The sequence below is a fragment of the uncultured Pseudosulfitobacter sp. genome (assembly GCF_963976325.1).
Classification (GTDB): domain Bacteria; phylum Pseudomonadota; class Alphaproteobacteria; order Rhodobacterales; family Rhodobacteraceae; genus Pseudosulfitobacter.
Genome location: NZ_CAXBJW010000003.1, coordinates 58390 through 84771 on the forward strand (window position 1 = coordinate 58390; position 26382 = coordinate 84771).

28 protein-coding genes and 1 riboswitch are annotated in these 26382 nt (G+C 62.0%); of the genes, 9 read left to right on the forward strand and 19 right to left on the reverse strand.

The window, feature by feature from the left end:
• The 7 genes from AAC077_RS11305 to AAC077_RS11335 all read left to right on the forward strand — a co-directional run bounded on the left by AAC077_RS11305 (position 1) and on the right by AAC077_RS11335 (position 6219).
• Positions 1–1173, forward strand: a complete 1173-nt coding sequence (locus AAC077_RS11305) for an alpha-hydroxy acid oxidase (RefSeq protein WP_339769608.1) — start codon at positions 1–3, stop codon at positions 1171–1173.
• 18 nt (positions 1174–1191) lie between these two features.
• Entirely contained in the window at positions 1192–1812 is a 621-nt protein-coding gene (locus AAC077_RS11310) for a hypothetical protein (protein WP_339769610.1), read from the forward strand.
• Positions 1813–2084: 272 nt separating this feature from the next.
• A complete protein-coding gene (locus tag AAC077_RS11315) occupies positions 2085–2738 on the forward strand; it encodes a 50S ribosomal protein L25/general stress protein Ctc (RefSeq protein WP_339769612.1) in 654 nt (217 codons plus the stop codon).
• A gap of 148 nt (positions 2739–2886) precedes the next feature.
• Positions 2887–3582 carry an aminoacyl-tRNA hydrolase gene (gene pth, locus AAC077_RS11320; protein ID WP_339769614.1) on the forward strand — a complete coding sequence of 232 codons (696 nt, stop codon included), beginning with the start codon at positions 2887–2889 and terminating at the stop codon, positions 3580–3582.
• Positions 3579–4619 carry a DUF2332 family protein gene (locus tag AAC077_RS11325; RefSeq protein WP_339769616.1) on the forward strand — a complete coding sequence of 347 codons (1041 nt, stop codon included), beginning with the start codon at positions 3579–3581 and terminating at the stop codon, positions 4617–4619. Before pth ends, AAC077_RS11325 begins: the two co-directional genes overlap by 4 nt.
• 57 nt (positions 4620–4676) lie before the next feature.
• Positions 4677–5861: a serine hydrolase gene (locus AAC077_RS11330; RefSeq protein ID WP_339769618.1), complete on the forward strand. Its 1185-nt coding sequence runs from the start codon at positions 4677–4679 to the stop codon at positions 5859–5861.
• On the forward strand, positions 5851–6219 hold the full coding sequence (locus AAC077_RS11335) for a DUF2237 domain-containing protein (protein WP_339769619.1): 369 nt from the start codon (positions 5851–5853) through the stop codon (positions 6217–6219). Before AAC077_RS11330 ends, AAC077_RS11335 begins: the two co-directional genes overlap by 11 nt.
• Positions 6220–6305: 86 nt before the next feature.
• Here AAC077_RS11335 and trpB read toward each other — a convergent pair whose 3' ends face one another.
• The 10 genes from trpB to aroA form a co-directional block, all read right to left on the reverse strand.
• Positions 6306–7538 carry a tryptophan synthase subunit beta gene (gene trpB / locus AAC077_RS11340; protein WP_339769621.1) on the reverse strand — a complete coding sequence of 411 codons (1233 nt, stop codon included), beginning with the start codon at positions 7536–7538 and terminating at the stop codon, positions 6306–6308.
• Between the two features lie 60 nt (positions 7539–7598).
• Complete coding sequence (locus tag AAC077_RS11345; protein ID WP_339769623.1) at positions 7599–8627, reverse strand: hypothetical protein; 1029 nt, start codon at positions 8625–8627, stop codon at positions 7599–7601.
• 21 nt (positions 8628–8648) lie between these two features.
• A complete protein-coding gene (locus AAC077_RS11350) occupies positions 8649–9308 on the reverse strand; it encodes a phosphoribosylanthranilate isomerase (RefSeq protein WP_339769625.1) in 660 nt (219 codons plus the stop codon).
• Positions 9309–9317: 9 nt separating this feature from the next.
• Entirely contained in the window at positions 9318–9668 is a 351-nt protein-coding gene (locus AAC077_RS11355; protein ID WP_339769627.1) for a LapA family protein, read from the reverse strand.
• A complete protein-coding gene (gene ihfB / locus AAC077_RS11360; protein WP_028958446.1) occupies positions 9669–9953 on the reverse strand; it encodes an integration host factor subunit beta in 285 nt (94 codons plus the stop codon). It abuts the gene before it with no gap.
• Between the two features lie 289 nt (positions 9954–10242).
• Complete coding sequence (gene rpsA, locus AAC077_RS11365) at positions 10243–11925, reverse strand: 30S ribosomal protein S1 (RefSeq protein ID WP_339769644.1); 1683 nt, start codon at positions 11923–11925, stop codon at positions 10243–10245.
• A gap of 216 nt (positions 11926–12141) precedes the next feature.
• Positions 12142–13140 carry an aldo/keto reductase gene (locus AAC077_RS11370; protein ID WP_339769646.1) on the reverse strand — a complete coding sequence of 333 codons (999 nt, stop codon included), beginning with the start codon at positions 13138–13140 and terminating at the stop codon, positions 12142–12144.
• A 4-nt stretch (positions 13141–13144) separates the two neighbouring features.
• On the reverse strand, positions 13145–13759 hold the full coding sequence (locus AAC077_RS11375; protein WP_339769648.1) for a (d)CMP kinase: 615 nt from the start codon (positions 13757–13759) through the stop codon (positions 13145–13147).
• Positions 13756–14232 carry a hypothetical protein gene (locus tag AAC077_RS11380; RefSeq protein WP_339769650.1) on the reverse strand — a complete coding sequence of 159 codons (477 nt, stop codon included), beginning with the start codon at positions 14230–14232 and terminating at the stop codon, positions 13756–13758. Before AAC077_RS11380 ends, AAC077_RS11375 begins: the two co-directional genes overlap by 4 nt.
• Positions 14233–14272: 40 nt before the next feature.
• Positions 14273–15625 (reverse strand): 3-phosphoshikimate 1-carboxyvinyltransferase, encoded by a 1353-nt coding sequence (aroA, locus tag AAC077_RS11385; protein ID WP_339769652.1) that lies wholly within the window; start codon positions 15623–15625, stop codon positions 14273–14275.
• Positions 15626–15740: 115 nt separating this feature from the next.
• Here aroA and AAC077_RS11390 point away from each other — a divergent pair, with 115 nt between their 5' ends.
• Entirely contained in the window at positions 15741–17123 is a 1383-nt protein-coding gene (locus AAC077_RS11390; protein WP_339769654.1) for an NAD-dependent succinate-semialdehyde dehydrogenase, read from the forward strand.
• 45 nt (positions 17124–17168) lie between these two features.
• On the opposite strand, the gene AAC077_RS11395 is transcribed toward AAC077_RS11390, so the two are convergent.
• Positions 17169–17870 carry a tRNA (guanine(46)-N(7))-methyltransferase TrmB gene (locus AAC077_RS11395; RefSeq protein WP_339769656.1) on the reverse strand — a complete coding sequence of 234 codons (702 nt, stop codon included), beginning with the start codon at positions 17868–17870 and terminating at the stop codon, positions 17169–17171.
• 101 nt (positions 17871–17971) lie between these two features.
• Between AAC077_RS11395 and AAC077_RS11400 the strand changes: the two genes are divergently transcribed.
• On the forward strand, positions 17972–18286 hold the full coding sequence (locus AAC077_RS11400; protein WP_339769658.1) for a putative quinol monooxygenase: 315 nt from the start codon (positions 17972–17974) through the stop codon (positions 18284–18286).
• Between the two features lie 121 nt (positions 18287–18407).
• Here the strand turns inward: AAC077_RS11400 and metK are convergent, their stop codons facing one another.
• From metK to miaB, 8 genes are all read right to left on the reverse strand, one after another.
• Positions 18408–19589, reverse strand: a complete 1182-nt coding sequence (metK, locus tag AAC077_RS11405) for a methionine adenosyltransferase (protein ID WP_339769660.1) — start codon at positions 19587–19589, stop codon at positions 18408–18410.
• 4 nt (positions 19590–19593) lie between these two features.
• Positions 19594–19641: riboswitch (SAM-SAH riboswitch) on the reverse strand.
• A 9-nt stretch (positions 19642–19650) separates the two neighbouring features.
• A complete protein-coding gene (gene lnt, locus AAC077_RS11410; protein WP_339769662.1) occupies positions 19651–21144 on the reverse strand; it encodes an apolipoprotein N-acyltransferase in 1494 nt (497 codons plus the stop codon).
• On the reverse strand, positions 21141–22064 hold the full coding sequence (locus AAC077_RS11415; RefSeq protein WP_339769664.1) for a hemolysin family protein: 924 nt from the start codon (positions 22062–22064) through the stop codon (positions 21141–21143). Before AAC077_RS11415 ends, lnt begins: the two co-directional genes overlap by 4 nt.
• A gap of 16 nt (positions 22065–22080) precedes the next feature.
• Entirely contained in the window at positions 22081–22578 is a 498-nt protein-coding gene (gene ybeY, locus AAC077_RS11420; RefSeq protein ID WP_339770286.1) for an rRNA maturation RNase YbeY, read from the reverse strand.
• 81 nt (positions 22579–22659) lie between these two features.
• Positions 22660–23679: a PhoH family protein gene (locus AAC077_RS11425; protein ID WP_339769666.1), complete on the reverse strand. Its 1020-nt coding sequence runs from the start codon at positions 23677–23679 to the stop codon at positions 22660–22662.
• A 173-nt stretch (positions 23680–23852) separates the two neighbouring features.
• Positions 23853–24131 (reverse strand): hypothetical protein, encoded by a 279-nt coding sequence (locus AAC077_RS11430; RefSeq protein WP_339770288.1) that lies wholly within the window; start codon positions 24129–24131, stop codon positions 23853–23855.
• Positions 24132–24165: 34 nt separating this feature from the next.
• Entirely contained in the window at positions 24166–24702 is a 537-nt protein-coding gene (locus AAC077_RS11435) for an OmpA family protein (RefSeq protein ID WP_339770290.1), read from the reverse strand.
• A gap of 253 nt (positions 24703–24955) precedes the next feature.
• Positions 24956–26293, reverse strand: coding sequence for a tRNA (N6-isopentenyl adenosine(37)-C2)-methylthiotransferase MiaB (miaB, locus tag AAC077_RS11440; RefSeq protein ID WP_339769668.1), 1338 nt, complete (start codon positions 26291–26293; stop codon positions 24956–24958).
• Between the last annotated feature and the right edge of the window lie 89 nt (positions 26294–26382).

Sequence of the window (26382 nt, forward strand, 5' to 3'; positions counted from 1 at the left end):
ATGCCCGTCATCACCGAAATTGCCGATCTCAAACGTATTTACGAGCGGCGCGTGCCGCGCATGTTCTATGACTATTGCGAAAGCGGGTCGTGGACCGAACAGACCTTTCGCGACAACTCGTCCGATTTCGATGACATCCGCCTGCGTCAGCGCGTGGCGGTCGATATGTCGGGGCGCAGCACCAAAAGCCAGATGATCGGACAGGACGTTGCCATGCCTGTGGCCCTTGCCCCCGTCGGCATGACCGGGATGCAGCACGCCGATGGCGAGATCAAAGCCGCCCGTGCGGCCGAAGCCTTTGGCGTGCCGTTCACCCTGTCCACCATGTCCATCAACTCGATTGAAGACGTGGCCGAGGCGACGACGGCACCGTTCTGGTTTCAGCTTTATACCATGCGCGACACCGATTATGTCAGCCGCCTGATCCAGCGCGCCAAGGATGCGAAATGTTCGGCGCTGGTGATCACGCTGGACCTGCAAATTCTGGGCCAGCGGCACAAGGATCTGAAAAACGGCCTGTCCGCCCCACCCAAACTGACGCCCAGGACCATCGCCAATCTGGCGACCAAATGGGCCTGGGGCATAGAGATGCTACAGGCCAAGCGGCGCGAGTTCGGCAATATCGTGGGTCATGTCCAAGGTCTGAGCGACACCTCGCAACTGAGCGCCTGGACGGCAGAACAGTTCGATCCGACGCTGGACTGGAACAAGATTGCCAAGCTCAAGGAAGAATGGGGCGGCAAGGTGATCCTCAAGGGGATTCTGGACGCCGAGGACGCCAAGATGGCGCTGAAGGTGGGGGCCGATGCGATTGTCGTCAGCAACCATGGCGGCCGTCAGTTGGACGGCGCACTGTCGTCGATCCGCGCGCTGCCGTCGATATTGGACGCCGTGGGCGATCAGGTCGAGGTGCATCTGGACAGCGGCATCCGGTCGGGTCAGGACGTGCTAAAGGCGCTGGCGATGGGGGCCAAGGGGACGTTCATCGGCCGTGCCTTTATCTACGGACTGGGCGCGATGGGCCAACAAGGTGTCACCAAGGCGCTTGAGGTCATTCACCGCGAGATGGACATTACAATGGCCCTGTGTGGCGAGACAAATGTTGCAAATCTGGGACGGCACAACCTGCTGATCCCCGAAGACTTTGCAGGCCGTTGGCAAGACGGGCACTGACAGGGTAAGGCTGGGGTCATGTTGGTTTTCTCCGATCAGAACCTGGCCTTTCTTGCGGTCCCCAAGACCGGCACGACCGCCTTCGAGATGGCCTTGCGCCCGCGTGCCGACATCATCCTGTCGAAGCGGCGCAAACATCTGACGGCGGCGCGGTTCCACAACAAGGTGGCGCCGTTTCTGGCCGATACTTTCGGTTTGACGGTGGAAACGATGGCGGTCATGCGCGACCCCGTCGAACAAATCCGCAGCTGGTATCGCTATCGCAGCGGCCCGCGCCAAAAGGGCACCAAGGCCAGCACCAACGGATGCAGCTTTGACGACTTCGTGCTGGCCGTGATCTCGGACAACCCGCCGCCCTTCGCGGGCATCGGCAGCCAGTTCAACTTTGTCACCTCGGGCAAGGGCGAGGTGCTGGTGAACCACTTGTTCGCCTATGAACGCCAGCCGGTGTTCCGCGCCTTTCTGACCCAGGCCTTTGGCGAAGAGATCACGCTGAAGCAGAAAAACGTCTCGCCCCCGGCCGAGGCACCGTTGTCGGCGGCGGTCGAGGCCAAGCTGCGCAAGGTGCGGGCGGATGAATTTGCGCTGTACGAACGGATCAAGGCCGCAGGCGGCCATCTGGTCACGCCCGTCGGCTGATCTGTGCGGCAATTGCCGGGGTCTGCGCGAAGCAGGCAGCCCACACGACGCAAATCACCAAGAACCCGGCCATCGGCTTGCGGCTGATCCGATGGCCCTCGAAAACGCCCATGCGCGATGCGGTGCCGGGGCGCGGACACAGGTACAAGTGTCGACGCCGCGTGCTTGCGCAAAATCCCTCTTTTCACGGCAACCGATCCGGTCTATACGCGCGACTTCACGCGGGGTGGCAGCCTTGGAGGCACCCTGCCCTTATGTATTGGAGAATTACTATGGCTGGAGAGATTCCTGATCTCGAAGCTCTGGAACGGACGGGGACAGGCAAGGGCGCCGCTCGTCAGGCACGTCGTGCCGGCATGGTTCCGGGCATTGTTTTTGGTGGCGACGCAGATCCGCTGCCCATCAACATCCCGTTCAACAAACTGCTGAAAATGCTGAAAGCGGGCCGTTTCAAGTCCACGCTGTTCAACATGAAAGTCGAAGGCCATGACGACGTGCGCGTCATCTGCCGCGACGTGCAGCGTCACGTGGTCAAAGACCTGCCCACACACGTCGATTTCATGCGTCTGCGCCGCACCACGAAGATCAACCTGTTCATCCCGGTTGAAGTGGTTGGCGAAGAAACATCGCCCGGCCTGAAGCACGGCGGCGTTCTGACCATGATCCGTCCCGAAGTCGAACTGGTTGTGACCGCGGGCGATATCCCCGATCACGTCACCATCGACGTGTCGGAAATCGAAATTGGTGAAAGCGTCACCATTTCTTCGGTCAAACTGCCCGAAGGCGCGAAGCCCACGATCGACCGTGACTTTGTCATCGCACAAATCTCGGCTCCGTCGGGTCTGGCATCGCAGTCGGACGACGAAGAAGAAGTGGCCGCAGACGAAGTGCCCGCCACCGAAATGGAAGCTGGCGCAGACGAATAAGTCTAAGCTTTCGCAGTCATTTGAAACGGGGTCCTTCGGGGCCCCGTTTTGCGTTTGCCCCCCCTGCGCCCAAGCCGCCAACAGCCTCTGACTGGACCCGCCGCCGCCCTGCGCATATGCTGCGCCGCAACATCCAAAGGAGCCGCTGATGAAACTGATTGTTGGCCTGGGAAACCCCGGCGCAAAATACGCAGGCCACCGCCACAACATTGGCTTCATGTGTCTGGACCGGATCGCGCAGGATCACAGCTTTGGCCCGTGGAAGTCCAAGTTTCAGGGACAGGTGATCGAAGGCCGCTTTGGCAGCGACCGCGTCGTTCTGTTAAAGCCTGAAACGTTCATGAACAATTCGGGCCAGTCGGTGATTGCCGCCGCGCAGTTCTACAAGCTTGAGCCGCAGGACGTGATCGTATTGCATGACGAAATTGACCTGGCCCCCGGCAAGGTGCGCTTCAAACAGGGCGGCGGACACGCGGGCCACAACGGCTTGCGTTCGATCCATGCGCATCTGGGGGCCGACTATGGCCGCGTGCGGTTGGGCGTTGGCCATCCCGGCCACAAGGACCGCGTGCCGGGTTTTGTGTTGCACGACTTTGCCAAGGCCGATCAAGACTGGCTGGACGATGTGCTGCGCGGCGTGTCGGATGGCGCGCAACATCTGGCACAGGGCGATCCGGCAAAGTTCATGAATGCCGTGGCCCTGCGCGTGTCGCCACCCCGCTCGGGCACCGGCGACAAGGGACCAAAGGCTGAAGCCTTGAAACCCGCGCCCAAAGCCACGGCACAGCCGGACCCCGAAGCGCCCCGTTCGGCACTGCAAAAACTTGTTGATCGTTTCAAATGAGCCTCGCGGACGCCTTCCGCAATCAGGCGCAATCCTGTGCACGGCTAGACTCACCATTTATGCAGCGTCTGCTGACGTTTCTGGCAACAGACTGGCCTACCGACAGTGCACTGGCGCGAAAACTGGCCAGCTTTACCGGGAATATCGGCCCCTCGGGGCACTCCCTGCCGTTGCGTGTCGCGGGCGGATTGCACGCGCTGGTGCTGTCGGGACGCAGTCCGGCGCTTGCCGCCTGCTATCCGCCCCGCGCCGCCAACGATACCGCGCTGCGCGACGCCGTGCTGGCCGCCCTGTCAGAGCACGAGGCCTTCCTGCTGGACTGGGTCGACAGCCCGCCGCAAACCAACGAGGTTCGCCGTTCCGCTGCCCTGATCGCGGGGGCACGGGCGGCTTGCCAGCACTTTGACCTGCCCGTGATGCTCAGCGAGCTAGGCGCATCCGGCGGGCTGAACCTGATGTGGGACCACTTTGCACTGGCCATCGGTGACACCACTTTCGGCCCCGCCGACCCTGCGCTCACGCTTTCGCCCGACTGGACCGGCCCGCTGCCCCCTGCCACAACGCCCAGGATTGCCAGCCGCGCAGGCGTGGACCTGAACCCGTTGAACCCGCGCAAGACGGACGACCTGCTGCGTCTGACCGCATACCTGTGGGCCGACCAACCCGAACGTCTGGCCCGCACCCGCGCCGCCGCCGCCGTGTTCGATGCACAGATCACACGCGGCGACGCCATCGACTGGCTGGACCACCGGCTGACCGCGCAGCCCGAGGGGCAAATGCATCTGATCCAGCACACCGTCGCTTGGCAATATTTCCCCGCCGCCGCACAGGCCCGTGGCACTGCACTGATCGAAGCGGCAGGCGCGAACGCTACCCCGACCCGCCCGCTGGCGTGGCTGTCGATGGAAACCGACGGCGATGTGACCGGCGCTGTGGGCGCGGCCCTGACCCTGCGACTGTGGCCCGGCGATCTGCGCCTGACGCTGGGACGTGCCGATTTTCATGGACGTTGGGTCAACTGGACCGGCCCGACATAGGGTTTGCCCCGCCCCGCTTTGCGTGTTTGACTGGACCCAATTGCCAAGGGGACAACCATGCGCACCTTACTGAAATGGGCACTTCGCATCCTGCTGATGGCTGTGCTGGCCGCCGCTGTCATAGGTTTTTGGAAACGCGAGGAAATCACCCGCCTTCTGGCGGTGAACAGCCTGTTTTCCGAAGACAAGATCGTCGCCAATTTCAGCCATATGAACGACGCCTTTCTGTCGCGCGAAATCCCGCGCGGCGACGGGCCGATCTCGCCCCTGCCCTACGGCGCCGAGATGACCCTGCCCACTGGGGCCGACACTTGGATCAAGGACCGTGCGGTCACCTCGCTGCTGGTGCTGAAAGACGGCCAGATCGTTTACGAAGATTACTACCTTGGCACGACCGAGGATGATCTGCGCATCAGCTGGTCCGTCGCCAAAAGCTTCCTATCCGCCCTGATGGGCATATTGGTCGCCGACGGCACCATCGCCTCGCTGGACGATCCGGTTACCAAATACGCGCCGCGGTTGGCGGGCGGTGCCTATGACGGGGCGACCATCCGCAACGTGCTGCAAATGTCCTCGGGCGTGACCTTCGACGAGGATTATCTGGACTATGACAGCGACATCAACCGCATGGGCCGCGTGCTGGCTTTGGGCGGAGAAATGGACGACTTTGCCGCCAGCCTGACCGAAACCTTCACCGCACCCGGGACGCAGATGCAATACACGTCGATCGACACGCATGTGTTGGGGATGGTGATTCGCGGTGCCACGGGGCGCGACATCCCGTCCCTGCTGTCCGACAAGATCATCGCGCCGCTGGGCGTCGAGGCCGCCCCCTATTATGTGACCGACGGCGTCGGCGTGGCCTTTGTGCTGGGCGGCCTGAACCTGCGCACCCGTGACTATGCCCGCTTTGGCCAGATGATCGAACAGGACGGCATGTGGCAAGGCCAGCAGATCGTGCCCGCCGACTGGATTGGCGCCTCGATCCGGCCCACGGCGAAAACCGCAGCGGGCAAGATCGGCTATGGCTATCAATGGTGGGTGCCCATCGGCGCGACACCGGGCCAAGAGGTCACCGGGCGTGGCGTCTATGGCCAGTATCTGTACATCGACAAGGCTGCCGATGTGGTCATCGTCGTCACCGCCGCCGACCGCAAGTTCCGAGACGCGGGCGTGACCGATGCCACCATCGACATGCTGCGCAAGATCACCCGAGCCACGGAGACAACAGATGGAACCTGACGACCCTGTAAACGTACTCGGCCAGCCGCTGACCCCATGCAGCACCGACCCACTGACCGGTTTTTTCCGCGACGGTCATTGCAACACCTGCACTGCCGATCAGGGCAGCCACACGGTCTGCGCGGTGATGACCGCCGAATTCCTCGCCTATTCCAAATACGTCGGCAACGACCTCAGCACGCCGCGCCCCGAGTTCGGCTTTGACGGCCTGCGCCCCGGTGACCGATGGTGCCTGTGCGCCGCCCGTTTCCTGCAAGCCCACGACGAAGGCTGTGCGCCTGATGTGGCCCTCAGCTCCACCCACCAGCGCGCGCTCGACATCGTGTCGCTGGACGTATTAAAGGCCCACGCCTCCTGAAGCGCGGGCCTTCAACTTCATCTTGCCAGATAAACTCCGGGGGAGGCGCACAGCGCCGGGGGCAGCGCCCCCGACCCGCTGTCAGTTCAGCCGAAATTCCCCATCTCGAACCCCAGCGCCTTGGCCACGGTAAAGATGTCCTTGTCGCCGCGCCCGCACATGTTCATGCAGATGATGTGATCCGCAGGCAGCGTCGGCGCCAGCTTCATCACATGGGCCAGCGCGTGGCTGGGCTCAAGCGCGGGAATGATCCCTTCCAGCGTGCAGCACAACTGAAACGCTTCAAGGGCTTCGACATCAGTGATGCTGACATATTTCGCGCGACCGATTTCGTGCAGCCATGCGTGTTCGGGGCCGATGCCGGGGTAATCCAGACCCGCCGAGATCGAGAACCCTTCCAGGATCTGACCGTCGTCGTCCTGCAACAGATAGGTGCGGTTGCCGTGCAGCACGCCGGGACGGCCGCCGGTCAACGAGGCGCAGTGCTCCATCTTGGCATTCACGCCCTTGCCGCCGGCCTCGACGCCGATGATGTTGACCTCTTTGTCGTCCAGAAACGGAAAGAACAGACCCATGGCATTCGACCCGCCACCGATGGCAGCAATCAGCGTGTCGGGCAAACGGCCCTCGGCGGCATCCATCTGCTCGCGCACTTCCTTGCCGATGATCGCCTGAAAATCGCGCACCATCGCAGGGTATGGATGCGGTCCTGCTACCGTGCCGATGCAATAGAACGTATCGCGCACGTTGGTCACCCAGTCGCGCAGCGCGTCGTTCATCGCGTCCTTCAGCGTGCCACGGCCCGAGGTGACGGGGACAACTTCTGCCCCCAGCAGGCGCATACGGAACACGTTCGGCGCCTGACGCTCAACGTCGTGCGCACCCATGTAGACCACGCATTTCAGACCGAACTTTGCACAGACTGTCGCCGTGGCCACACCGTGCTGACCCGCGCCGGTTTCCGCAATGATCCGCGTCTTGCCCATGCGGCGTGCCAGAATGATCTGGCCCAGCACGTTGTTGATCTTGTGCGCGCCGGTGTGGTTCAGCTCGTCGCGCTTCATGTAAACCTTGGCGCCGCCCAGATGCTCGGTCAGCCGTTCCGCGAAATACAGCGGCGACGGGCGGCCCACGTAATGCGTCCACAGGTCGTTCATCTCGGCCCAGAAGCTGTCGTCGGTCTTGGCCTTCTCGTATTCTTCTTCCAGGCTCAGGATCAGCGGCATCAACGTTTCGGACACGAAACGCCCACCGAAGTCGCCAAAGCGGCCCTGTTCGTCGGGGCCGGTCATGAAGGAATTAAAGAGATCGTTCGCCATCGGGCTGCTCCTGTCTGGTGTAGCCTTGGACCTAGCTTTCAGCGCCCTGCGTGTAAAGGACTAGCCGTTTTTCCGGCCACGGATCATACGCATTATTCGCCCCGGAAAACTGCCATGCTGCCCGCCGCGCAGGCGGATCAGCAACCGGTGCCAGCGGTCGTTTTCCAGCATGTTGGGAATGCGCGCAGAAATGGCTTCGACCAGCACCTCCATCTGCGCGGGGGTAAAGGTCAGATCGGTCTGCCCGTCAGCCCCTGCCCCATCTCGCGGCACCTCTAGCGTATACGCTTCGGACGGTGGCAGCAGCGCGTTCACTTCGGCCACGATGGGCGCCTGCCGCGCCACGAAGGCGTCCAGCGCCTGCGCCGATGCCACCGGCCTGTCAGCGCGAATATCGGGCAACGCGTTGCACAGCGCATCCGACACAAAGCGGCTGCTGCGGCGGCCCCAGTGGTGATTGAACATCCGCTGTAGCTCCAGCTCGGACCGTGTGAGCGACCGGTTGACGCGCCCCCCTGCCGCCGGGGTCAGCGTATCGGCGGGCACACCCAAGGCATCGGTCAAGCTGCGCAGGATGTCGCCTGCGTGATTTGAATAGTTTACGACAGTCAGCCCGACGCCTGCCTTTTCCGCGATCTGTATCATCGCACGCACCTTTGCGGGCGTAGGGTAGCCTGCCAGAAAACTGTCAAAGCTGGCAACGGCCCCACCGCGTTTGACCGTTTGACCATAAACGGAACAAGCGTGGTCGTAGGGGTTGCGCACGTACAGGATCACTCGGGTGTCTGCACCAAGGTCCGCAATTTTTGGCAACAGTTCGGGATCGTTCAGAAAAAAGTGGATCAGGCTTTCGTTGGACAAGAGCACGTCATGCTGGTTGCGCTTCAACGCGGCCTTGGCGGTGGCAACCAACGTACGTCCGTTCACGTTGCCTGCGGAGATCTGTCCCGCGCGCGCCTGCGTGAACGAGGCATGTTCAGGATAGACGATGCCTTGCGCCGCCAACGCATCGGTGCTCAGCGCCAGCGCCGATTGCAGGGCGCTGGAACCGGTTTTGCCATGTCCGATGTGCAAAATTAGCCGTGCCAAATCCTGTCCCCTTTCCGGCGGTCAGGTCCGCGCCACAGCACCCTGCGCCGCACGGCAAAAGGCCGCAATCCTTGTAGCATCCTTGACGCCCGGAGCTGATTCGACACCCGACGACACGTCGACCTGCCGCGCCCCGGTCACCCGGATTGCCTCGGCCACGTTGTCCGGCGTCAAACCACCTGCCAGCATCCACGGCACCGGCCAGCGGCGGCCTGCAATCAAGCGCCAGTCAAACGACAACCCGTTGCCGCCAGGCAGTTCTGCCGTGCGTGGCGGTTTGGCGTCCACGAGGATCTGGTCGGCGACAGTCAGGTAAGTGTCCAGCGTTGCCAGATCAGCCGCATCCGCCACGCCCACGGCCTTCATCACCGGCAAGCCATAGCGTGCCTTGACCTCGGTCACCCGCGCGGGGCTTTCGTGGCCGTGCAATTGCAACATATCCAGCGGCACCTGTGCGGTCAGTGCATCCAGAAAGGCGTTGTCGGCATCAACCGTCAGCGCCACCTTGGCCAACCCCACGGGGGCATCGACAGCCAATGCGGCAGCCGCGTCAAACGACAGGTTGCGCGGTGATTTCGCAAAGAACACGAAACCGCCATAGACAGCCCCCGCCGCCGCAGTGGCAGCGACATCGGCCGCCGTTCCCAGCCCGCAGATCTTTACAGCTATGTCAGGTGACATACGATCCGGTCAGCCCGCTTCATCCAGCAGGGCCAGAACCTCGTCCTTGCCTTCGTGCTTCTCGCCTCTCAGGCGTTTGACTTCACGCTCAAGCTTGCGTACTTCGCGCGCCTTGCGCGACGCCTCGGCCCGCACTGCATGTTCACGCATCCATTCCCAGACAAAGCCGACCAGAAGGCCCACGATGATGCCCATGAAAATGACCAGAAACATCGGCAACTGGATTGAAGGGTTCACCGCGAAATAGCCTGCCACCTCGGACGGCAACACTTTCAGCGTCACCACCTCGCGGTTGGCAAGGGCGACGGCAATCAAAGCAATCGCGAAAACCGCGATACAGGCATAACGTATATAGCGCATTCAGTCGTTTCCGTTCAGGCGATCACGAAGCAGCTTGCCGGTCTTGAAGAATGGCACGTGCTTCTCTTCTACATGAACGGTTTCACCCGTCCTTGGGTTCCGTCCGACGCGCGCATCACGCTGTTTGACGGAAAATGCGCCGAAGCCGCGCAGCTCGACCCGGTCGCCACGCGACATGGCCCCCGTGATTTCTTCGAAAATTGTATTCACAATCCGTTCGACATCTCGCTGATACAGGTGTGGATTTTCGTCTGCGATTTTCTGAATAAGTTCAGACCGGATCATATTTGTCCCCCCGGGGCGTTATTCGCGCTTGTCACAAGAGGTGACTATAGGAACAAAAATCCATTGCGGAAACAGGTAGCGCCACCGGCAGGCAAGAATTTGCAGGGCGAAGGCGCTGTTTCGGGTGAGAAAATCGCGTTTTGTCGCCCTTGCCCATCAACAAGGCACAACAGCGCGCAAAACCACTGCGTTGTGACACACAATGATTCGGCCAAGCAAAAGGCCCCGCATCCAAAGATACGGGGCCCTATGTCAGAGTTTATAGCACTTGCCCGAAGGCAGCGCTGGATCAGTCGTCGTCGCCTTTCAGCGCGGCGCCCAGAATGTCGCCCAGCGATGCGCCCGAGTCAGAGGAACCATACTGTTCGACGGCCTCTTTCTCTTCTGCGATCTCGCGTGCCTTGATCGACACACCCAAGCGGCGCGATTTGTTGTCGACGTTGGTGATGCGCACATCAACCTTGTCGCCAACGCTAAAGCGCTCGGGGCGTTGCTCGGCACGGTCACGCGACAGGTCGGAGCGGCGGATGAAGGATTTCATGCCCTCATATTCCACTTCGATGCCGCCTTCTTCGATCGCGGTCACGTTCACGGTCACGATCGAGCCGCGCTTCACGCCGCCAACCGCTTCTGCGAACTTGTCGCCACCGACGCCTTTGATCGAAAGCGAGATACGCTCTTTCTCAACGTCGACTTCGGAGACAACGGCCTGAACCATGTCGCCCTTGCGGTAGTTCTGAATGGCGTCTTCGCCACGCTCGTCCCACGACAGGTCGGACAGGTGAACCATGCCGTCGATGTCGCCGGGCAGACCCACGAACAGACCGAATTCGGTGATGTTCTTGACTTCGCCTTCGACTTCGGTGCCCTCGGGGTGTGTTTCTGCAAACACTTCCCACGGGTTGCGCATGGTCTGTTTCAGACCCAGCGAAACGCGACGCTTGGCGCCGTCGATTTCCAGAACCATGACCTCAACCTCTTGCGAGGTGGACACGATTTTACCGGGGTGCACGTTTTTCTTGGTCCAGGACATTTCGGACACGTGAACCAGACCTTCAACACCGGGCTCCAGCTCAACAAATGCACCGTAGTCGGTGATGTTGGTCACACGGCCGGTGTGTGCCGATTCCAGCGGGTACTTGGCAGCCACCAGATCCCACGGATCTTCTTGCAGTTGCTTCATGCCCAGCGAAATGCGGTGGGTTTCTTTGTTGATCTTGATGACCTGAACGTTGATCGATTCACCGATCGACAGGATTTCCGACGGGTGGTTGACCCGACGCCATGCCATGTCTGTAACGTGCAGCAGGCCGTCAACGCCGCCCAGGTCAACGAATGCACCGTATTCAGTGATGTTCTTGACCACGCCCTCGACGGTCTGACCTTCGGTCAGGTTGCCGATGACTTCGGCGCGCTGTTCGGCACGCGATTCTTCCAGGATGGCGCGACGCGATACAACGATGTTGCCACGACGACGGTCCATTTTCAGGATCTGGAAGGGTTGCTTCAGACCCATCAGCGGGCCCGCGTCACGCACGGGGCGCACGTCAACCTGAGAGCCGGGCAGGAACGCAACAGCGCCGCCCAGATCAACGGTAAAGCCACCTTTGACTCGGCCAAAGATCGCACCTTCGACGCGGGCGTCGTCGGCGTAAGCTTTTTCCAGACGATCCCATGCTTCTTCACGACGGGCCATTTCGCGGCTGATGACGGCTTCGCCACGCGCGTTTTCGACCTGACGCAGGAACACTTCAACCTCGTCGCCGGGGGCGATTTTGGGCTGTTCACCGGGATCTGCGAATTCTTTGATGTCAACGCGGCCTTCCATCTTGTAGCCGACGTCGATGATGGCTTGGCCCGCTTCAATTGCGATGACTTTGCCTTTTACGACAGACCCTTCTTCGGGTGTGTCCATTTCGAAGCTTTCGTTCAGGAGGGCTTCGAATTCCTCCATAGATGTTGATTGAGCCATGTGGTCTCTGGTTTCCTAATCTACGTTTTGTTTTCGGGCCGTGCGGTTGTCTCCGCCGGTCTTGAGGGTTTCGTTGGTCGGGCGAGCGGCAAAACAAAGAGGGCCGGATAGTTCCGACCCTGCTCATCTCGATGCCTTGCGGTGTGTTCACCTTGCTGACAGGCGCGCGTATAGCGGGCTTGGCCCTTGTGCGCAAGGTCCAAGCGCCATCTTACCCTAGCAATAGCGTTCCGGCCCGTTCCACTGATCCGCATTATAGCGGTCGCCGTGGCACCAGCCGACGGGCAGCACCGCGTCGATGCGGGCCAGGTCGTCGGCGGTCAGGGTCAGTTCGGTGCCGCGCACGAGATCGCGCAAGAACGCGGTGTGGCGGGTGCCGGGGATCGGGATGACGTGGTCACCCTGCGCCAGCAGCCATGCAATCGACAAGGCCGCCGTGGGTTCGCCCATATCGGCGGCCAGCGCCTGAAATCCTTTCAGGGTTTCAAGGTTGGCTTCCAGATTTGGCGCCTGAAACCGCGGGTTGGTCCGCAGGAATGGCAGGTCCGCCGCCTTTTGCGCCGTCGGGGGCGTGTCGGTCAGCAGCCCGCGCCCGACGGGCGAAAAGGCCACCAGCGCGGTGCCCAGCTCGGCGCAGGTCTGCACCAGCCCCAGTTCGGGAAAGCGGGTTTGAAGCGAATATTCCGACTGTACCGCATCGACATGAGCGACTGCCGCCGCACGGCGCAGGGACGACGGCGCGATCTCGGAAAAGCCGATGGCCTTGACCTTGCCCTTCTGGCGCAAAGCATCCAGCGTGCCGGTGACCTCCTCGATCGGGATGTCGGCCTGACGGCGGTGGCAGTAATACAGGTCCACATGATCCACACCCAGCCGCTTCAGGCTCTTGTCCAGTTCGGCCTCGAAATGCGCAGGGCTGTTGTCGAAACAGCGGGTGCCGCTGGCGTCTTTCGAGATGGCCGCCTTGGTGGCAATGTGAAACGCATCGCGCGCGCCGGGGTTGTTCGCCAGATAGCTGCCGATAAAGCTTTCTGATTGGCCCATGCCATAGACGTTCGACGTATCAAGATGCGTCACACCCAGATCGCGTGCCAGATCCAGGATCGCATGGCTGCCCGCTTCGGTCGCCTTGCCATAAAAGTCGGCAAAGGACATCGCACCATAGCCAAGGGCGGAAATGTCGGGGCCATTTGCCCCCAGCTTGCGCATCTTCATCAGATCATCCCTTTGCAGCGTTTACGGCAGCGATGGCAGCAGCCACCGCTTCGTCTATGGTCTTGTCCGAGGTGTCGATCAGCACCGCATCGTCCGCAGGGCGCAAGGGTGCCTCGGCGCGGTCCATGTCACGGGCATCGCGCGCTTTGACATCTGCGGTGACCGCATCCAGATCGGCAGGCTGTCCGCGCTGCACCAGCTCGTCATAGCGCCGCTTGGCGCGTACTTCGGCGCTGGCCGTGATGAACAGCTTGGCCTCGGCCTGCGGGCAGATCACCGTGCCGATGTCGCGCCCGTCCAGCACCGCACCCCCGGCCCTGCGGGCAAAAGCACGCTGAAAATCCAGCAATGCGGCACGCACCTCTGCGATGACAGCCACCTGGCTGGCCGCCTGCGCCACGGCCTGCGTGCGCAGGCTGTCGTTGTCCAGATCCGACGCCACCAGCGCACGCGCGGCCGTCACCGCATCCTCGCCCGCCAGCATCCGCGCACCCACCGCGCGATACAGCAGGCCCGTGTCCAGATGCGCCATGTTGAAATGCGCAGCCACAGCTTTCGAGATCGTACCCTTGCCGGCGGCGGCAGGTCCGTCGATGGCAATTGTGAACGGTTCGGTCATAAACTTCCTTCCGATTGCGCGATACGCCCTTGAACATAGATCACCAGCGCCGCGATCAAGCAGGGTGCAAGGGCTGCGTATTTCACCACGGTGGCAAGGCTGGCCGCCGCGACCGCTTGCGCCGTCAGCGCCTGAGGGCCCGTGCGCAACAGACCTGCAACCCGTGCGTTTTCCAGATAATCGGCCCCCAGATAGACCAGCGCCAGCGCGCCCAGCCCGATCTGCACCACCCCGCGACAGCGCGCCCGAAACACCACCAGCAAGACCGCCGTCAGCAGTGCAGGAAACACCGTGTCCAGCATACGCTGCCGTCCCAAGTACACGTCGATCCCGCCGGTATCGCGCAATGCGGCGATGTACCCTTGGGCATAGTCCAGATCATAGCCGAACACCCGCGCATCGAACACCGACCACTCCGGCGCAGGCGTCAGGCTGCGGGTCGTGGTCCAGACCATCGCTGCGAACAGCAACATCGTGGCCCAAAGCAGCGGACCGAACCAACGGGGCAACGGTTCAGGCATTGCTGCGCGAGATTGCGGCACCCAAACCGCCCATCAGCGGCTCGAAGATCGGGAAAGACGTGGCAATCGGCCCGCCATCATCCACCGACACCGGTTTTTGCGTGGCCATGCCCAGCACCAGGAACGACATCGCAATCCGGTGGTCCAGATGGCTGGCACAGGTCGCCCCGCCGGGCACATTGCCGTGACCCAGCCCCGTGACGGTCCACCAATCCGGCCCATCCTCGACAGTGATGCCGTTGGCCTCAAGCCCGACTTTCATCGCGTCGATCCGGTCGCTTTCCTTGACACGCAGTTCCTTGACGCCGGGCATATGCGTCTTGCCGCTGGCAAAGGCAGCAACGACCGACAGAACCGGATATTCGTCAATCATGCTGGCCGCGCGTTCGGCAGGCACCTCGATGCCTTTCAGATCGGGCGAGAACCGAGCCCGCAGATCGGCCACAGGCTCGCCGCCCTCTTCACGCTCGTTTTCATAGGTCAGGTCCGCCCCCATCTCGCGCAATGTGGTGAACAACCCTGCCCGCGTCGGGTTCAGACCGATGTTGGGCACCAGCACGTCCGACCCCGGCACGATCAGCGCCGCACAGACCGGAAAGGCCGCCGAGGACGGATCGCGCGGCACGTCGATGTGCTGGGCCTTCAGTTCCGGCTGACCGGTCAGGGTGATCACGCGGCCTTCGTCGGTGATCTCGGTGGTGATCTCGGCGCCAAAGCCTGCCAGCATCCGCTCGGTATGGTCGCGGGTCGCTTCGGCCTCGATCACCACTGTCTTGCCGGGGGCATTCAGCCCGGCCAGCAGCACCGCCGATTTTACCTGCGCAGACGGCACCGGCACCACGTAGCGCACCGGCACGGGTTCAGCCGCGCCCACGATGGTCATGGGCAGCCGCCCGCCCGACCGGCCAACGGCCTGCGTGCCGAACAGGGCCAGCGGATCGGTCACCCGCGCCATCGGACGGCCGTTCAGGCTGGCATCGCCCGTAAACGTCGCCGAAATCGGCGAGGTCGCCATACACCCCATGATCAGCCGCACCCCGGTGCCCGAGTTGCCGCAGTCAATCACCTGATCCGGCTCGGCAAAACCGCCGACACCGACACCATACACCGACCAACTGCCGCCGCCGTGGTCCGTCACCTCGGCCCCGAAGGCGCGCATCGCGCGGGCCGTGTCCAGCACGTCCTGCCCTTCCAGCAAGCCGGTGATCGTGGTTTCGCCCACGCACATCGCGCCCAGTATCAACGAGCGGTGCGAGATCGACTTGTCGCCCGGCACCTGCGCCGTTCCGGTCAGCGCACCGCAGGCGCGCGAGGTCATGGGGATGGGTGCACCGTGGCTGGACATGGCAATTCCTTGGTCTCTTGTTCGGACCAACTCTTAGCCGCTCGTTTCCGTCACGTCCATGCACGGAACATGCCTCTGCCCGCTGCGTTGAGCCTGCAACGAGAAGGAGACTTTCATGTCCAACACATTCGACACCACCAACCCTGCCACCGGCGCCAAGATTGCCACCCACACCTATCTGGACGACGCGGAACTGGAATCGCGGATCCAGGCCTGCCACGACGCATTCCGCGACTGGCGCCTGAAATCGCACGAAGACCGCGGCAAGGTGATCAAGGCCATCGGTCAAGGCCTGCGCGACCGCAAGGACGAACTGGCAGCGCTGATGACGCAAGAGATGGGCAAGCTGCTGAGCCAGTCCAAGCAGGAAATCGACCTGTGCGCCGCGATCTGTGACTACACCGCTGAAAACGGCCCCAAGGTTCTGGCCACCGAAGACCGTGACATTCAAAGCGGCAGCCGTGGCCGCGTGGTCCATGCGCCCATCGGCATCGTCTATGGTATCCAGCCATGGAATTTTCCTGCCTATCAGGTGGTGCGCTACTCCATCGCCAACCTGATGGCGGGCAACGGCGTGCTGCTGAAACATGCCTCGAACGTCGCGGGCTCGGGTCAGATGCTGGACGAGATTTACGCCGATGCAGGCCTGCCTGCCGGTCTGTTCTCGGCCCTGATCATCAGCCATGACCAGTCCGACGCTGTGATCGAACACGATTTGGTGCGCGGCGTCACCCTGACCGGCAGCCCCGCCGCAGGCCGCGACATCGCGGTCAAAGCCGGCAAGGTGCTGAAGAAAACCGTGCTCGAACTGGGGTCCAACGATGCCTATATCGTGATGTCGGACGCCGACGTTAAGAAGGCGGCGCAAATCTGCGCCACTGGCCGGACCTATAACAACGGAGAAACATGCGTGGCCGCCAAACGCTTTGTGGTGGCGGACGCGGTCTATGATGATTTCCGCGACGCCTTTGTGAAGGCAATGAAGGCCGTGACCCACGGCGACCCCACCGGCAAGGACGCGCAGATCGGCCCGATGGCCCGCAAGGACCTGCGCGACGATCTGCACGAACAGGTCGAGCAATCCGTGGCCAAAGGTGCCGAAATTCTTTGCGGCGGTGAAATGCCCGACGGCGACGGGTTCTTCTACCCCGCGACCGTTCTGGTCAACGTACAGCCGGGCCAGCCTGCCTATGACGACGAACTGTTCGGCCCCGTGGCCGCGCTGATCCGTGCCAAGGACGACGCGGAAGCCATGCGCATCGCCAACGACAGCAAGTTCGGTCTGGGCGGCGGCATCATCTCGGCCGATGTGAAACGCGCGCAGGAACTGGCCGAGGTCGAGTTCGACACAGGCATGGTCTTTATCAACGGCTTTGGCTTGGCGACACCCAACATGCCCTTCGGCGGCGTGAAGGATTCAGGCTATGGCCGCGAGCACGGCGGCTTTGGCATGTTGGAATTCACCAACGCCAAGGCCGTGCTGATCATGGACGAATAACCACCGCTTGAAACGAACTCGGGGGGCGCTTTGGCCCCCCGATCCCTACTCTTTCCGAAACGTCAGATAATGCGGCACGCGTCCCTCGCGCAGTGCCTTTTTCTCGTAGCGGGTCGAAATCCAGTCATCCCACGCCACGCGCCAGTCGTCCGGCCCCTCGGCCAGCCATTCAAACCCGTGCCCCGGCACCTGCTCCAGCGTTTGCCGTACATAGTCGGGAATATCCGTCGCCACGCGAAAGATCGCACCGGGCTTCAGCACCCGCACCAGCGGAGCCAGATGTTCGGGCGTCACGAACCGCCGCCGGTGATGCCGCGATTTGGGCCAAGGGTCGGGGTACAGCAGGAACGCGCGGTCAATCGACGCCTCGGGCAGCACGTCGAACATGTCGCGCACGTCACCCGGATAGACCGCCAGATTGTCCACCTTGGCCTTGCGGATCTTGCCAAGCAGCATCGCCACGCCGTTGATATAAGGCTCGCAGCCGATGATCCCCACGGCGGGGTTCTGCGCGGCCTGATGCACCATATGCTCGCCCCCGCCAAAGCCGATTTCCAGCCAGATAGGTTTGCCCCCGAACAACCCCTGCAAATCCAGCGGCGTGCGGTCGGGGTTCACGTCCCAATCCACCAGCCCCGGCGACAGCGCGGCAAGGTCTTGGTCAAGATAACCTTCTTGGCTGGCCTTCAGGTGCTTGCCCTTGCGGCGGCCATAAAAGTTGCGGTGGGGGCGTTCGGGTGTGCTCATGGCGGCGGTTTAGCGCCAAGTTTCAAAATGCGCAACGCAACGTATCGCTTCCCAGCGCCCCGCAGGCTGATAGCCTTTGCACTCAGAAAGAGGAGATCCCCATGAGCCATGTCCACGTCGTTGCGGTCATCACCGCCAAACCGGGCCAGCGCACCGAACTGCTGGAAAAATTCAACGCCAACGTCCCCGCAGTCCACGCCGAAGACGGCTGCATCAGCTACCGCGCCGTCACCGACACCCCCGATGTCGGCCCCTTCCAGACCCCCATCGGCGACGACACGTTCATGGTCATCGAAGAATGGGCCAGCCTTGATGCGCTGATGGCCCACGCCGTTGCGCCCCACATGAAAGACTATGGCCGCGCGACCAAGGACATGATCGCCGACCGCAAGATCCACGTTCTCAGCCCCAGCTGAACACAAAAGGGCGGCGCCATCACCGGCACCGCCCTTTTCTTTTGGCCCCAAATATCCCGGGGGAGCGCCGAAGGCGCGGGGGGCAGCCCCCCCCTCATAAAAAACCTTGGGCAGCGCTCCCTTAGACCGCCGCTTTCAACGCCTCGACCAGATCGGTCTTTTCCCAGCTAAACCCGCCATCCGCCTCCGGCGCGCGGCCAAAGTGGCCATAGGCCGCCGTGCGCTGGTAGATCGGTTTGTTCAGGCTCAGGTGCTCGCGAATACCGCGCGGGGTCAGATCCATAACCTTGTCGATGGCCGCTTCGATGGCCGCAGGCTTCACCGCCCCGGTGCCAAAGGTGTCGCAATAGATCGACAACGGCTTGCTGACGCCAATGGCATAGCTCAATTGGATCGTGCACTTTTCAGCCAGACCTGCCGCCACGACGTTCTTGGCCAGATAGCGCGCCGCATAGGCTGCCGAGCGGTCCACCTTGGTCGGGTCTTTGCCCGAAAACGCGCCGCCGCCATGCGGGGCCGCACCGCCGTAGGTGTCCACGATTATCTTGCGCCCGGTCAGGCCCGCGTCGCCGTCGGGTCCGCCGATTACGAACTTGCCCGTGGGGTTCACGTGCCATTCGGTGGCATCGGTCAGCCATCCATCGGGCAGCACTTCGGTGATATACGGCTCGACAATGGCGCGGATGTCGGCGCTGGTCAGATCGGGGTCCAGATGCTGTGTCGACAGCACCAGCGACGACACCCCTACCGGTTTGCCATTCTCGTAGCGCACGGACAACTGGCTTTTGGCGTCGGGGCCAAGCGCCGGCTCGGTGCCGTCTTTGCGCACCTCGGCCAGGCGCTTCAGGATCGCGTGGGCATAAAGGATCGGCGCCGGCATCAGCGCGTCGGTCTCGTTGGTGGCAAAGCCGAACATGATCCCCTGATCGCCTGCGCCCTCTTCCTTGTCCGTGGCCGCATTCACCCCTTGGGCAATATGCGCGGACTGTTCGTGCAGCAGGTTGGTGATCTCGCAGGTTTTCCAGTGGAATTTGTCCTGCTCGTATCCGATGTCACGAATACAATCGCGCGCAATATCTTGGATACGCGCCATATAGTCGTGCAGCTTTTCCTGATCCGACAGGCCGATCTCGCCACCGATGATCACGCGGTTGGTGGTGGCAAAAGTCTCGCAGGCGACCCGTGCTTCGGGTTCTTCGGTCAGCAGCGCATCCAGAACGGCGTCGGAAATGCGGTCGCACACCTTATCAGGGTGACCCTCGGAAACGGATTCCGAGGTAAAGATATAGTTCTGTCGGGACATGAAGTGCTCCATTGAAATCATGTGTCACGCCAGGAAGCCGTTGTGACACGTCCCCAACGGTTTAGGTGCGACGGCGTGGACCGTCAATCGAAATGCGGCGTAACAAAAGGATGCCCCATCCAACGAGCAAAACAATAAGCAATGGTAAATCCCCGCTGCGCGCATAAAGCGTCGGAGCCAAAGCCGCAGGCAACGCCGCGTCCACATGGCCCGACACGCCCAGCGGCAGACTGTTCAGCACCTGACCGCGCGGGCCGATCATGGCGGAAATGCCGGTGTTGGCCGCCCGCGCCAGTGGCAGCCCCTGTTCAATCGCACGCATCCGCGCCTGCGCAAGATGCTGTTGCGGGCCTGCGCGTTGCCCGAACCAAGCGTCATTGGTGATCTGGATCAGGAATGCGGGACGCTCAGGTGCAGCGCCCACATCCTGAGCAAAGACCGCCTCGTAGCAAATCAGCGGCAGCGCCTGCCCCAGATCGCCCAGGTCGATCATATGCGGCCCGGGCCCGCGGCCATAGCCGCCCGCCGCCTCGGCCAGACCACGCAGGCCGACCTTGGACGCCAGATCGGTCAGCGGCATGTATTCGCCAAAGGGCACCAGATGGTATTTGTCATAGGTGTCGGTGACCTGCGCGGTGTCGTCCACCACCACCAGCGAATTGTAATACCAGTCGTCATCCCGCCGCTGGATGCCCAGCACAACGGGCGCGCCGCGCGCCGCGATGGCAATTTCGTCAAAGATGGGTTGGGCGTATTCCAGCAGATAGGGCACAGCGGTCTCCGGCCAGACCACCAGATCAGGCTGCGGGTCCGCCGCCGTGGCATTCAGCAACCGGTTCATGAAAACGGGCAGTTTTTCCGGGTCGAACTTTTCTTCTTGCGGCGCATTGGGCTGTACCAGACGCACCATGTGGCCGGTCATCTGCGGCACGGGCAATGACACGGGCCACAGGACGGCAGCCAGCGCCAACGCCGCCGGCGGCAGAACCAGCAGCGGGCGGTCCAACAACCACACCAGCACGGCGGCCCCCGCGCACAGCACCAGCATCAACCCATAGGGACCGACCCACGCCAGCGCCTGTGCGGCAGGCGTATCCAGCAGCCCCTGCGGCAGCATACCCCATGGGAATCCGGTAAACAGATAGCCCCGCGCCAGTTCGGCCAAAGGCCATAGGACTGCAAGGCCCAACACTCCGGCCCGCAGCCGCCGTGCCAGCGAAAACGCAACACCCCAGAAGGCCGCCAACAAGGTCGCCATACCCGCCAGCGCAAAGGGCGCCATCCAGCCGTATCGGGCCGCATCAACCTGAAAAGGCTCCGTAAGCCACGACAATGTCAGCACGAAGTAGGCAAAGCCGATGACAAAGCCCACCAGCCCTGCCCGACCGGCGCGCGCGGCACCTGTGTAAAACACAAAGCTGACAAACAGCCCGAGCATCATCGGCAAAGGCAGATCAACCGGCGCCTGCCCCAGTGCCATGACAGCACCGCAGCCCAGCGCCAGCAAAACCCACTGCCACATCCTGCGCGCCGCAAGCCATGCGGCGATCATCATGCGTCGTCGTCCTGCCCTGGCAAGCGCACCCGCAACCGCTTGATCCGGCGCGGGTCGGCGTCGATCACTTCGAACTCGGGGCCTTCGGGATGGACCACAACCTCGCCGCGCGCGGGCACGCGACCTGCCAGCATAAAGACCAGCCCGCCCAGCGTGTCGATCTCTTCGGCGTCTACGTCCTCGTGGTCGGTCAGCGACTGTCCGATCTCGGTCTCGAAATCTTCCAACGGGGTTTTGGCCAGCGCCAGATAACCGTCACCTGCCGCGTCGAGGTTAAAGAACTGGCCCTCGTCGACGTCATGTTCGTCTTCGATCTCGCCGATGACCTGTTCGATCAGATCCTCGATGGTCACAAGCCCGTCAACGCCGCCGTATTCATCAATCACCAGCGCCATGTGCCGCCGTTCCGTCTGCATTTTGGTCAGCAGCACGCCGATGGTCATCGACGGCGGCACGAACAGCAGCGGGCGAATCATGTCTTCGAGGATGAAATCCTTGCCCCGGTCCCCGTTGAAACCATAGAGCAGCGCCAGATCCTTGAGGTGGGCAAAGCCCGTTGGCGTGTCCAGCGTGCCCTCGAACACGGGCAGACGGGTCATGCCGCTGTCCTTGAACACCTCGACCAGTTCGTCCAGCGAAATGGTGCTGGGCACCGCCACGATGTCGGCCTTGGGGATGGCCACGTCTTCCACGCGCATACGGCGCAGGTTGATCATGCCGTGCCCGTGCCCGCTGCGGCTGGGAGGGGTGTCGGATGCGGTGCCGGTATCACCGTTGTCGCTGTCAGAGGGGCTGAGCGCCTCGAACACACGAGAGAGAAAACCGCCGGATTTCGGCGTGTCGGTCTGCGGGGGTTCTGTGCCTGTCTCAGACTGCGCGCTTTGCGCCGCCTCAGACGATCCGTCGTCGTTATCGCCCATCGGGTCCTTATCCAGTTCAAGCAGAGGGATCTGCCAATTGCGGCGAGTATGGGTCATCAAGACCCAATTTGCCAAGTATTTCGACTTCTAGTCGTTCCATGACCGTGGCATCGCCGTCACGCACATGGTCATATCCTAACAGATGCAGAATGCCATGCACGATCAGGTGGGTGGCGTGATCCGGCAGGGATTTGCCTGCGGCGGCGGCTTCGGCCGCGCAGGTGTCATAGGCGATGGCGATGTCGCCAAGTTCCAGCGTGCCATCAGGATCGGGTTCTGGGGGCAGCGGAATGTCGCCTTCGACCTGCGCCCCGCGTTCGTCTGACGGCCAGCTTAGCACATTTGTCGGAGCGGGCTTGGCGCGAAAATCGGCGTTCAGCTCTGCGATGCGCGCATCGTCACAGGCCAATAGCGCGATTTCCGCCCCCGGTATGTCCAGATGGGCCAGCGTCGCAACCGCCGCGCGATCCGCGATCGTTTGAAGCCCCGCCTGCTCCCAGCGGGGGTCCTCCATGGCAATGTCGATCACGTGGTTCACGTCGCATTCCGGGGGCCAGCCCCCGGACCCCCGGGATATTTACGGCCAAAAGAAGGATCAGCCGTTTTGTGTGTCTGCCTCGTAGGCTTCGATGATCGCCGCCACAAGGGGGTGGCGCACCACGTCTTTCGACGTGAAGTAGCTAAAGCTGATCTTGGGGATGTTCTTGAGCAACCGTTCGGCGTCTTGCAGGCCAGATGGCTGTCCGCGCGGCAGGTCGATCTGGGTGCGGTCGCCGGTGATGACCATACGCGACCCTTCGCCCAGACGGGTCAGGAACATTTTCATCTGCATCGTGGTGGCGTTCTGCGCCTCGTCCAGCACCACAAAGGCGCGGGCCAGTGTGCGGCCGCGCATAAAGGCCAGCGGCGCGATTTCGATCTGTTTCTCTTCGATCAGCTTGGCCAACTGCTTGCCGGGCAGAAAGTCGTTCAGCGCATCGTACAGCGGCTGCATGTAGGGGTCGACCTTGTCCTTCATGTCGCCGGGCAGATAGCCCAGCTTTTCGCCCGCTTCGACCGCCGGGCGGCTCAGGATGATCTTGTCCACATGGCCACCGATGAACATCGACACGCCGACGGCGACGGCCAGATAGGTCTTGCCGGTGCCGGCAGGACCGATGCCAAAGGCCAGTTCGTTGTCGAACAGCGATTGCACATAGGCCTTTTGCGCCTCGGTGCGGGGTTCGACCGGTTTCTTGCGGGTCTTGATTTCAACCTTGTGCCCGACCGGCATTTCCATCTGGTCGCCCTGCATCGGCCGGCGCATGTCTTCGGTGCCACCGCCCATGCGCAGTTCGCGGTCAATGTCGCCGGTTTCAACCTCGCGGCCCGACTCCAGCCGCAGATAAAGCGCGTTCATCACATCAAGCGCGCGGGCACGGGATTCGGCGGGGCCGAGAATGGCCAGATGATTGCCGCGCCGGACGATCTGCACCTCGAGCGCGGATTCGATGGCGGTAATATTGCGATCATAGGGACCACACAGGTCGATCAGCAATCGGTTGTCGGGGAATTCCACCAGCGTTTCGGTTGGCGGGGCGGTGTCGATCGGGGTAAGTGGGGCGCCTGTGGCCAATGCCTGCTCCTGCATCAGAGATCTGATGTAGCGTCGCAAGTTTGTTCGGGCTGCGCAACTGCGACCGTTCGCTTTTTACGTCAATTTACAAGAATTTCACGCCACCGATGGAAAAAGGGCCAGAGCGGTTTGCGCCCTGGCCCTTTGAATTCGATTGCAGGCGGCGCGTCGCCTCAGTTCGGGTCCAGAACGCTGGAGCCGCGCTTGAAATCACCCACGGTATAGGTGGGGTCAGCCACGCCCGAGCAGACCGGTTTGCCGTATTTATCAAGACGTTGGGACAGATAGCCCTCAAGACCGTCGTCGATGATCCAGTGGTCACACCCATTGGGGTCTACCCAGATGCCGGCCTTGAGCTGGCTGAGGTCCTTGCGGTCAAAGCCACGGTCGACGGTTTTGTCAGGTGAATACCCGGTGCCGCAGGCGGCAAGGCCGAAGGCACACAAGCTCAGCGAAAGTGCAATGCGTTTCACGATAATGGTCCCCTCAACGGATACAGATAATTTCGACACGACGGTTCTTGGCCATTCCGGCCGCAGACCCGTTGGATGCAGCGGGCATACGCTCGCCATAGCCACGCACATCGGCGATACGTGCGCCGGTGGACTGCGCAACCGAAGCCACCGCATTGGCGCGGTTCAGCGACAGACGCATGTTATAGGCGTCGGACGCGCGGCTGTCGGTGTGGCCGGTGATGATATAGCTGGTCGCCCCGGTGCTTTGGAAGAACTGGGCCAGACGCTGTTTGCCCGTGGCCGAAATGCGGTAGCTGTCGGTGGCAAAGAACTGATCGGTTTCCATCACGCCACAGACGTTGCCCCGGCGGCAGACCGGAATGCCCTGACGCGACACGTGAGGTGTCATATAGCCCTCGGCGCCATCATCCATGACCCAGTGTTCGCACCCGTCCGGGTCAACCCAGATGGTTGGAATGTACTGGCCGCGGTCCCGGCCACCTTGCGAACTTGTTTGTGCATCGACGTCCGCCGCCGAAACAACAACTGTCGCAAGCGCGACGGCCATTGCAGCAGCCACACGCGTAAATGCGCTGGCAGCTTTGGAAAGTGTGTTACCCACAGCTCTGTCCCTTATCAATTATTCCCCCGCAAAGCCCCGGTAGTGTAAAATTGGCAGCTCGGGCCTTTGCCACTATTGTTTCAGAGTAAGAAAATTTTAACTCTCTGTGAAGCCGCTTTAACCAGATATTGTGGCTATTTTCGCTACACTTACAGGGTAGAGTGACAATTTGGTCGAAAATTGGACACAGCCGCGCAGATCAGTCCAGCAAGACGCCGCCCAGCGAGTTTGTGCCCGATGAGACGATTCTGACCGCACGCACATCGCCCGGGGCGACATCGGTGGCCTCGACATGCACCGCGTGCAGGTAATCCGACTTGCCCACCATCTGCCCCGCCTGACGGCCCGGCTTTTCAAACAGGACATTCAACGTGCGGCCCACCATGGACTGCTGAATCTCGCGTTGGTGACGGGTGATCAGCGCCTGAATGCGTTGCAGGCGTGCGTCGCCTTCGGCGGGGTCAACCTGTGGACGTTCGGCGGCAGGGGTGCCGGGGCGGGTCGAGTATTTGAACGAATAGGTATAGCCGTATTTGACCTCTTCGATCAGATCCAGCGTCGCCTGAAAATCGGCTTCTGTCTCTTCGGGAAAGCCGACGATGAAGTCGCCGGACATGACGATGTCGGGACGCGCGGCGCGAATCCGTTCGATCAGCCGCAGATAGCTGTCGGCAGTGTGGCTGCGGTTCATCCGTTTCAGGATACGGTCGCTGCCCGATTGCACCGGAAGATGCAGGTAAGGCATCAGCTTGGCGCAGGTGCCGTGTGCCTCGATCAGCTCGTCCGTCATGTCGTTGGGGTGGCTGGTGGTGAACCGGATACGCTCCAGCCCGTCGACTTTGTCCAGATCCCAGATCAGCCTGGCCAACGTGTAATCCGACCCGTCCGGCCCTGCCCCGTGATAGGCGTTGACGTTCTGCCCAAGCAGGGTGATTTCGCGCACGCCACGGTCCACCAACGCGCGCGCCTCGTCCAGAATGCGGGCGGCGGGGCGGCTGACCTCGGCACCACGGGTGTAGGGCACCACGCAAAAGGCGCAGAATTTGTCACAGCCTTCCTGCACCGTCAGAAATGCAGTGGGGCCACGCGCCGCCTTGGGACGCGACTTGAGCTGCTCGAACTTGTCCTCTTCGGGAAAGTCCGTATCCAGCGATTTCTCGCCCCGGCGCGCCTTGGCCTCCATTTCGGGCAGGCGGTGATAGCTTTGCGGGCCGACCACCAGATCGACCAGCGGCTGGCGGCGCATGATCTCGGCGCCTTCGGCCTGTGCCACGCAGCCTGCAACGCCGATCATCAGGTCGGGCTTGTCGTCTTTCAGATCGCGATAGCGGCCCAGCTCGGAATAAATCTTTTCCGCTGCTTTCTCGCGGATGTGGCAGGTGTTCAACAGGATCATGTCCGCATCTGCCGCCGTTGCGGTTTCGACATAGCCTTGTCCGCCCAGCGTCTCGGCCATGCGCTCGCTGTCATAAACGTTCATCTGGCAGCCGTAAGTCTTGATAAACAGCTTCTTGGGTGCGGGTTTTGTCTGTGTCATGACGGGCATCCGGGCATCTGGGGTCAGTGCGGGGTGCTATCAGCAAGGCGCGCATCTTGCAATGAGAGCCAGTTTGTCCGACTTTGCAC

What these genes read in the sequence shown, in the direction of transcription:
- AAC077_RS11305 (WP_339769608.1), top strand. Translation starts at nt 1, where the DNA reads ATGCCCGTCATCACCGAAATTGCCGATCTCAAACGTATTTACGAGCGG.
- AAC077_RS11310 (WP_339769610.1), top strand. Translation starts at nt 1,192, where the DNA reads ATGTTGGTTTTCTCCGATCAGAACCTGGCCTTTCTTGCGGTCCCCAAG.
- AAC077_RS11315 (WP_339769612.1), top strand. Translation starts at nt 2,085, where the DNA reads ATGGCTGGAGAGATTCCTGATCTCGAAGCTCTGGAACGGACGGGGACA.
- pth (WP_339769614.1), top strand. Translation starts at nt 2,887, where the DNA reads ATGAAACTGATTGTTGGCCTGGGAAACCCCGGCGCAAAATACGCAGGC.
- AAC077_RS11325 (WP_339769616.1), top strand. Translation starts at nt 3,579, where the DNA reads ATGAGCCTCGCGGACGCCTTCCGCAATCAGGCGCAATCCTGTGCACGG.
- AAC077_RS11330 (WP_339769618.1), top strand. Translation starts at nt 4,677, where the DNA reads ATGCGCACCTTACTGAAATGGGCACTTCGCATCCTGCTGATGGCTGTG.
- AAC077_RS11335 (WP_339769619.1), top strand. Translation starts at nt 5,851, where the DNA reads ATGGAACCTGACGACCCTGTAAACGTACTCGGCCAGCCGCTGACCCCA.
- trpB (WP_339769621.1), bottom strand. Translation starts at nt 7,538, where the DNA reads ATGGCGAACGATCTCTTTAATTCCTTCATGACCGGCCCCGACGAACAG.
- AAC077_RS11350 (WP_339769625.1), bottom strand. Translation starts at nt 9,308, where the DNA reads ATGTCACCTGACATAGCTGTAAAGATCTGCGGGCTGGGAACGGCGGCC.
- AAC077_RS11355 (WP_339769627.1), bottom strand. Translation starts at nt 9,668, where the DNA reads ATGCGCTATATACGTTATGCCTGTATCGCGGTTTTCGCGATTGCTTTG.
- ihfB (WP_028958446.1), bottom strand. Translation starts at nt 9,953, where the DNA reads ATGATCCGGTCTGAACTTATTCAGAAAATCGCAGACGAAAATCCACAC.
- rpsA (WP_339769644.1), bottom strand. Translation starts at nt 11,925, where the DNA reads ATGGCTCAATCAACATCTATGGAGGAATTCGAAGCCCTCCTGAACGAA.
- AAC077_RS11370 (WP_339769646.1), bottom strand. Translation starts at nt 13,140, where the DNA reads ATGAAGATGCGCAAGCTGGGGGCAAATGGCCCCGACATTTCCGCCCTT.
- AAC077_RS11375 (WP_339769648.1), bottom strand. Translation starts at nt 13,759, where the DNA reads ATGACCGAACCGTTCACAATTGCCATCGACGGACCTGCCGCCGCCGGC.
- AAC077_RS11380 (WP_339769650.1), bottom strand. Translation starts at nt 14,232, where the DNA reads ATGTTGCTGTTCGCAGCGATGGTCTGGACCACGACCCGCAGCCTGACG.
- aroA (WP_339769652.1), bottom strand. Translation starts at nt 15,625, where the DNA reads ATGTCCAGCCACGGTGCACCCATCCCCATGACCTCGCGCGCCTGCGGT.
- AAC077_RS11390 (WP_339769654.1), top strand. Translation starts at nt 15,741, where the DNA reads ATGTCCAACACATTCGACACCACCAACCCTGCCACCGGCGCCAAGATT.
- AAC077_RS11395 (WP_339769656.1), bottom strand. Translation starts at nt 17,870, where the DNA reads ATGAGCACACCCGAACGCCCCCACCGCAACTTTTATGGCCGCCGCAAG.
- AAC077_RS11400 (WP_339769658.1), top strand. Translation starts at nt 17,972, where the DNA reads ATGAGCCATGTCCACGTCGTTGCGGTCATCACCGCCAAACCGGGCCAG.
- metK (WP_339769660.1), bottom strand. Translation starts at nt 19,589, where the DNA reads ATGTCCCGACAGAACTATATCTTTACCTCGGAATCCGTTTCCGAGGGT.
- lnt (WP_339769662.1), bottom strand. Translation starts at nt 21,144, where the DNA reads ATGATGATCGCCGCATGGCTTGCGGCGCGCAGGATGTGGCAGTGGGTT.
- AAC077_RS11415 (WP_339769664.1), bottom strand. Translation starts at nt 22,064, where the DNA reads ATGGGCGATAACGACGACGGATCGTCTGAGGCGGCGCAAAGCGCGCAG.
- ybeY (WP_339770286.1), bottom strand. Translation starts at nt 22,578, where the DNA reads ATGGAGGACCCCCGCTGGGAGCAGGCGGGGCTTCAAACGATCGCGGAT.
- AAC077_RS11435 (WP_339770290.1), bottom strand. Translation starts at nt 24,702, where the DNA reads ATGGCCGTCGCGCTTGCGACAGTTGTTGTTTCGGCGGCGGACGTCGAT.
- miaB (WP_339769668.1), bottom strand. Translation starts at nt 26,293, where the DNA reads ATGACACAGACAAAACCCGCACCCAAGAAGCTGTTTATCAAGACTTAC.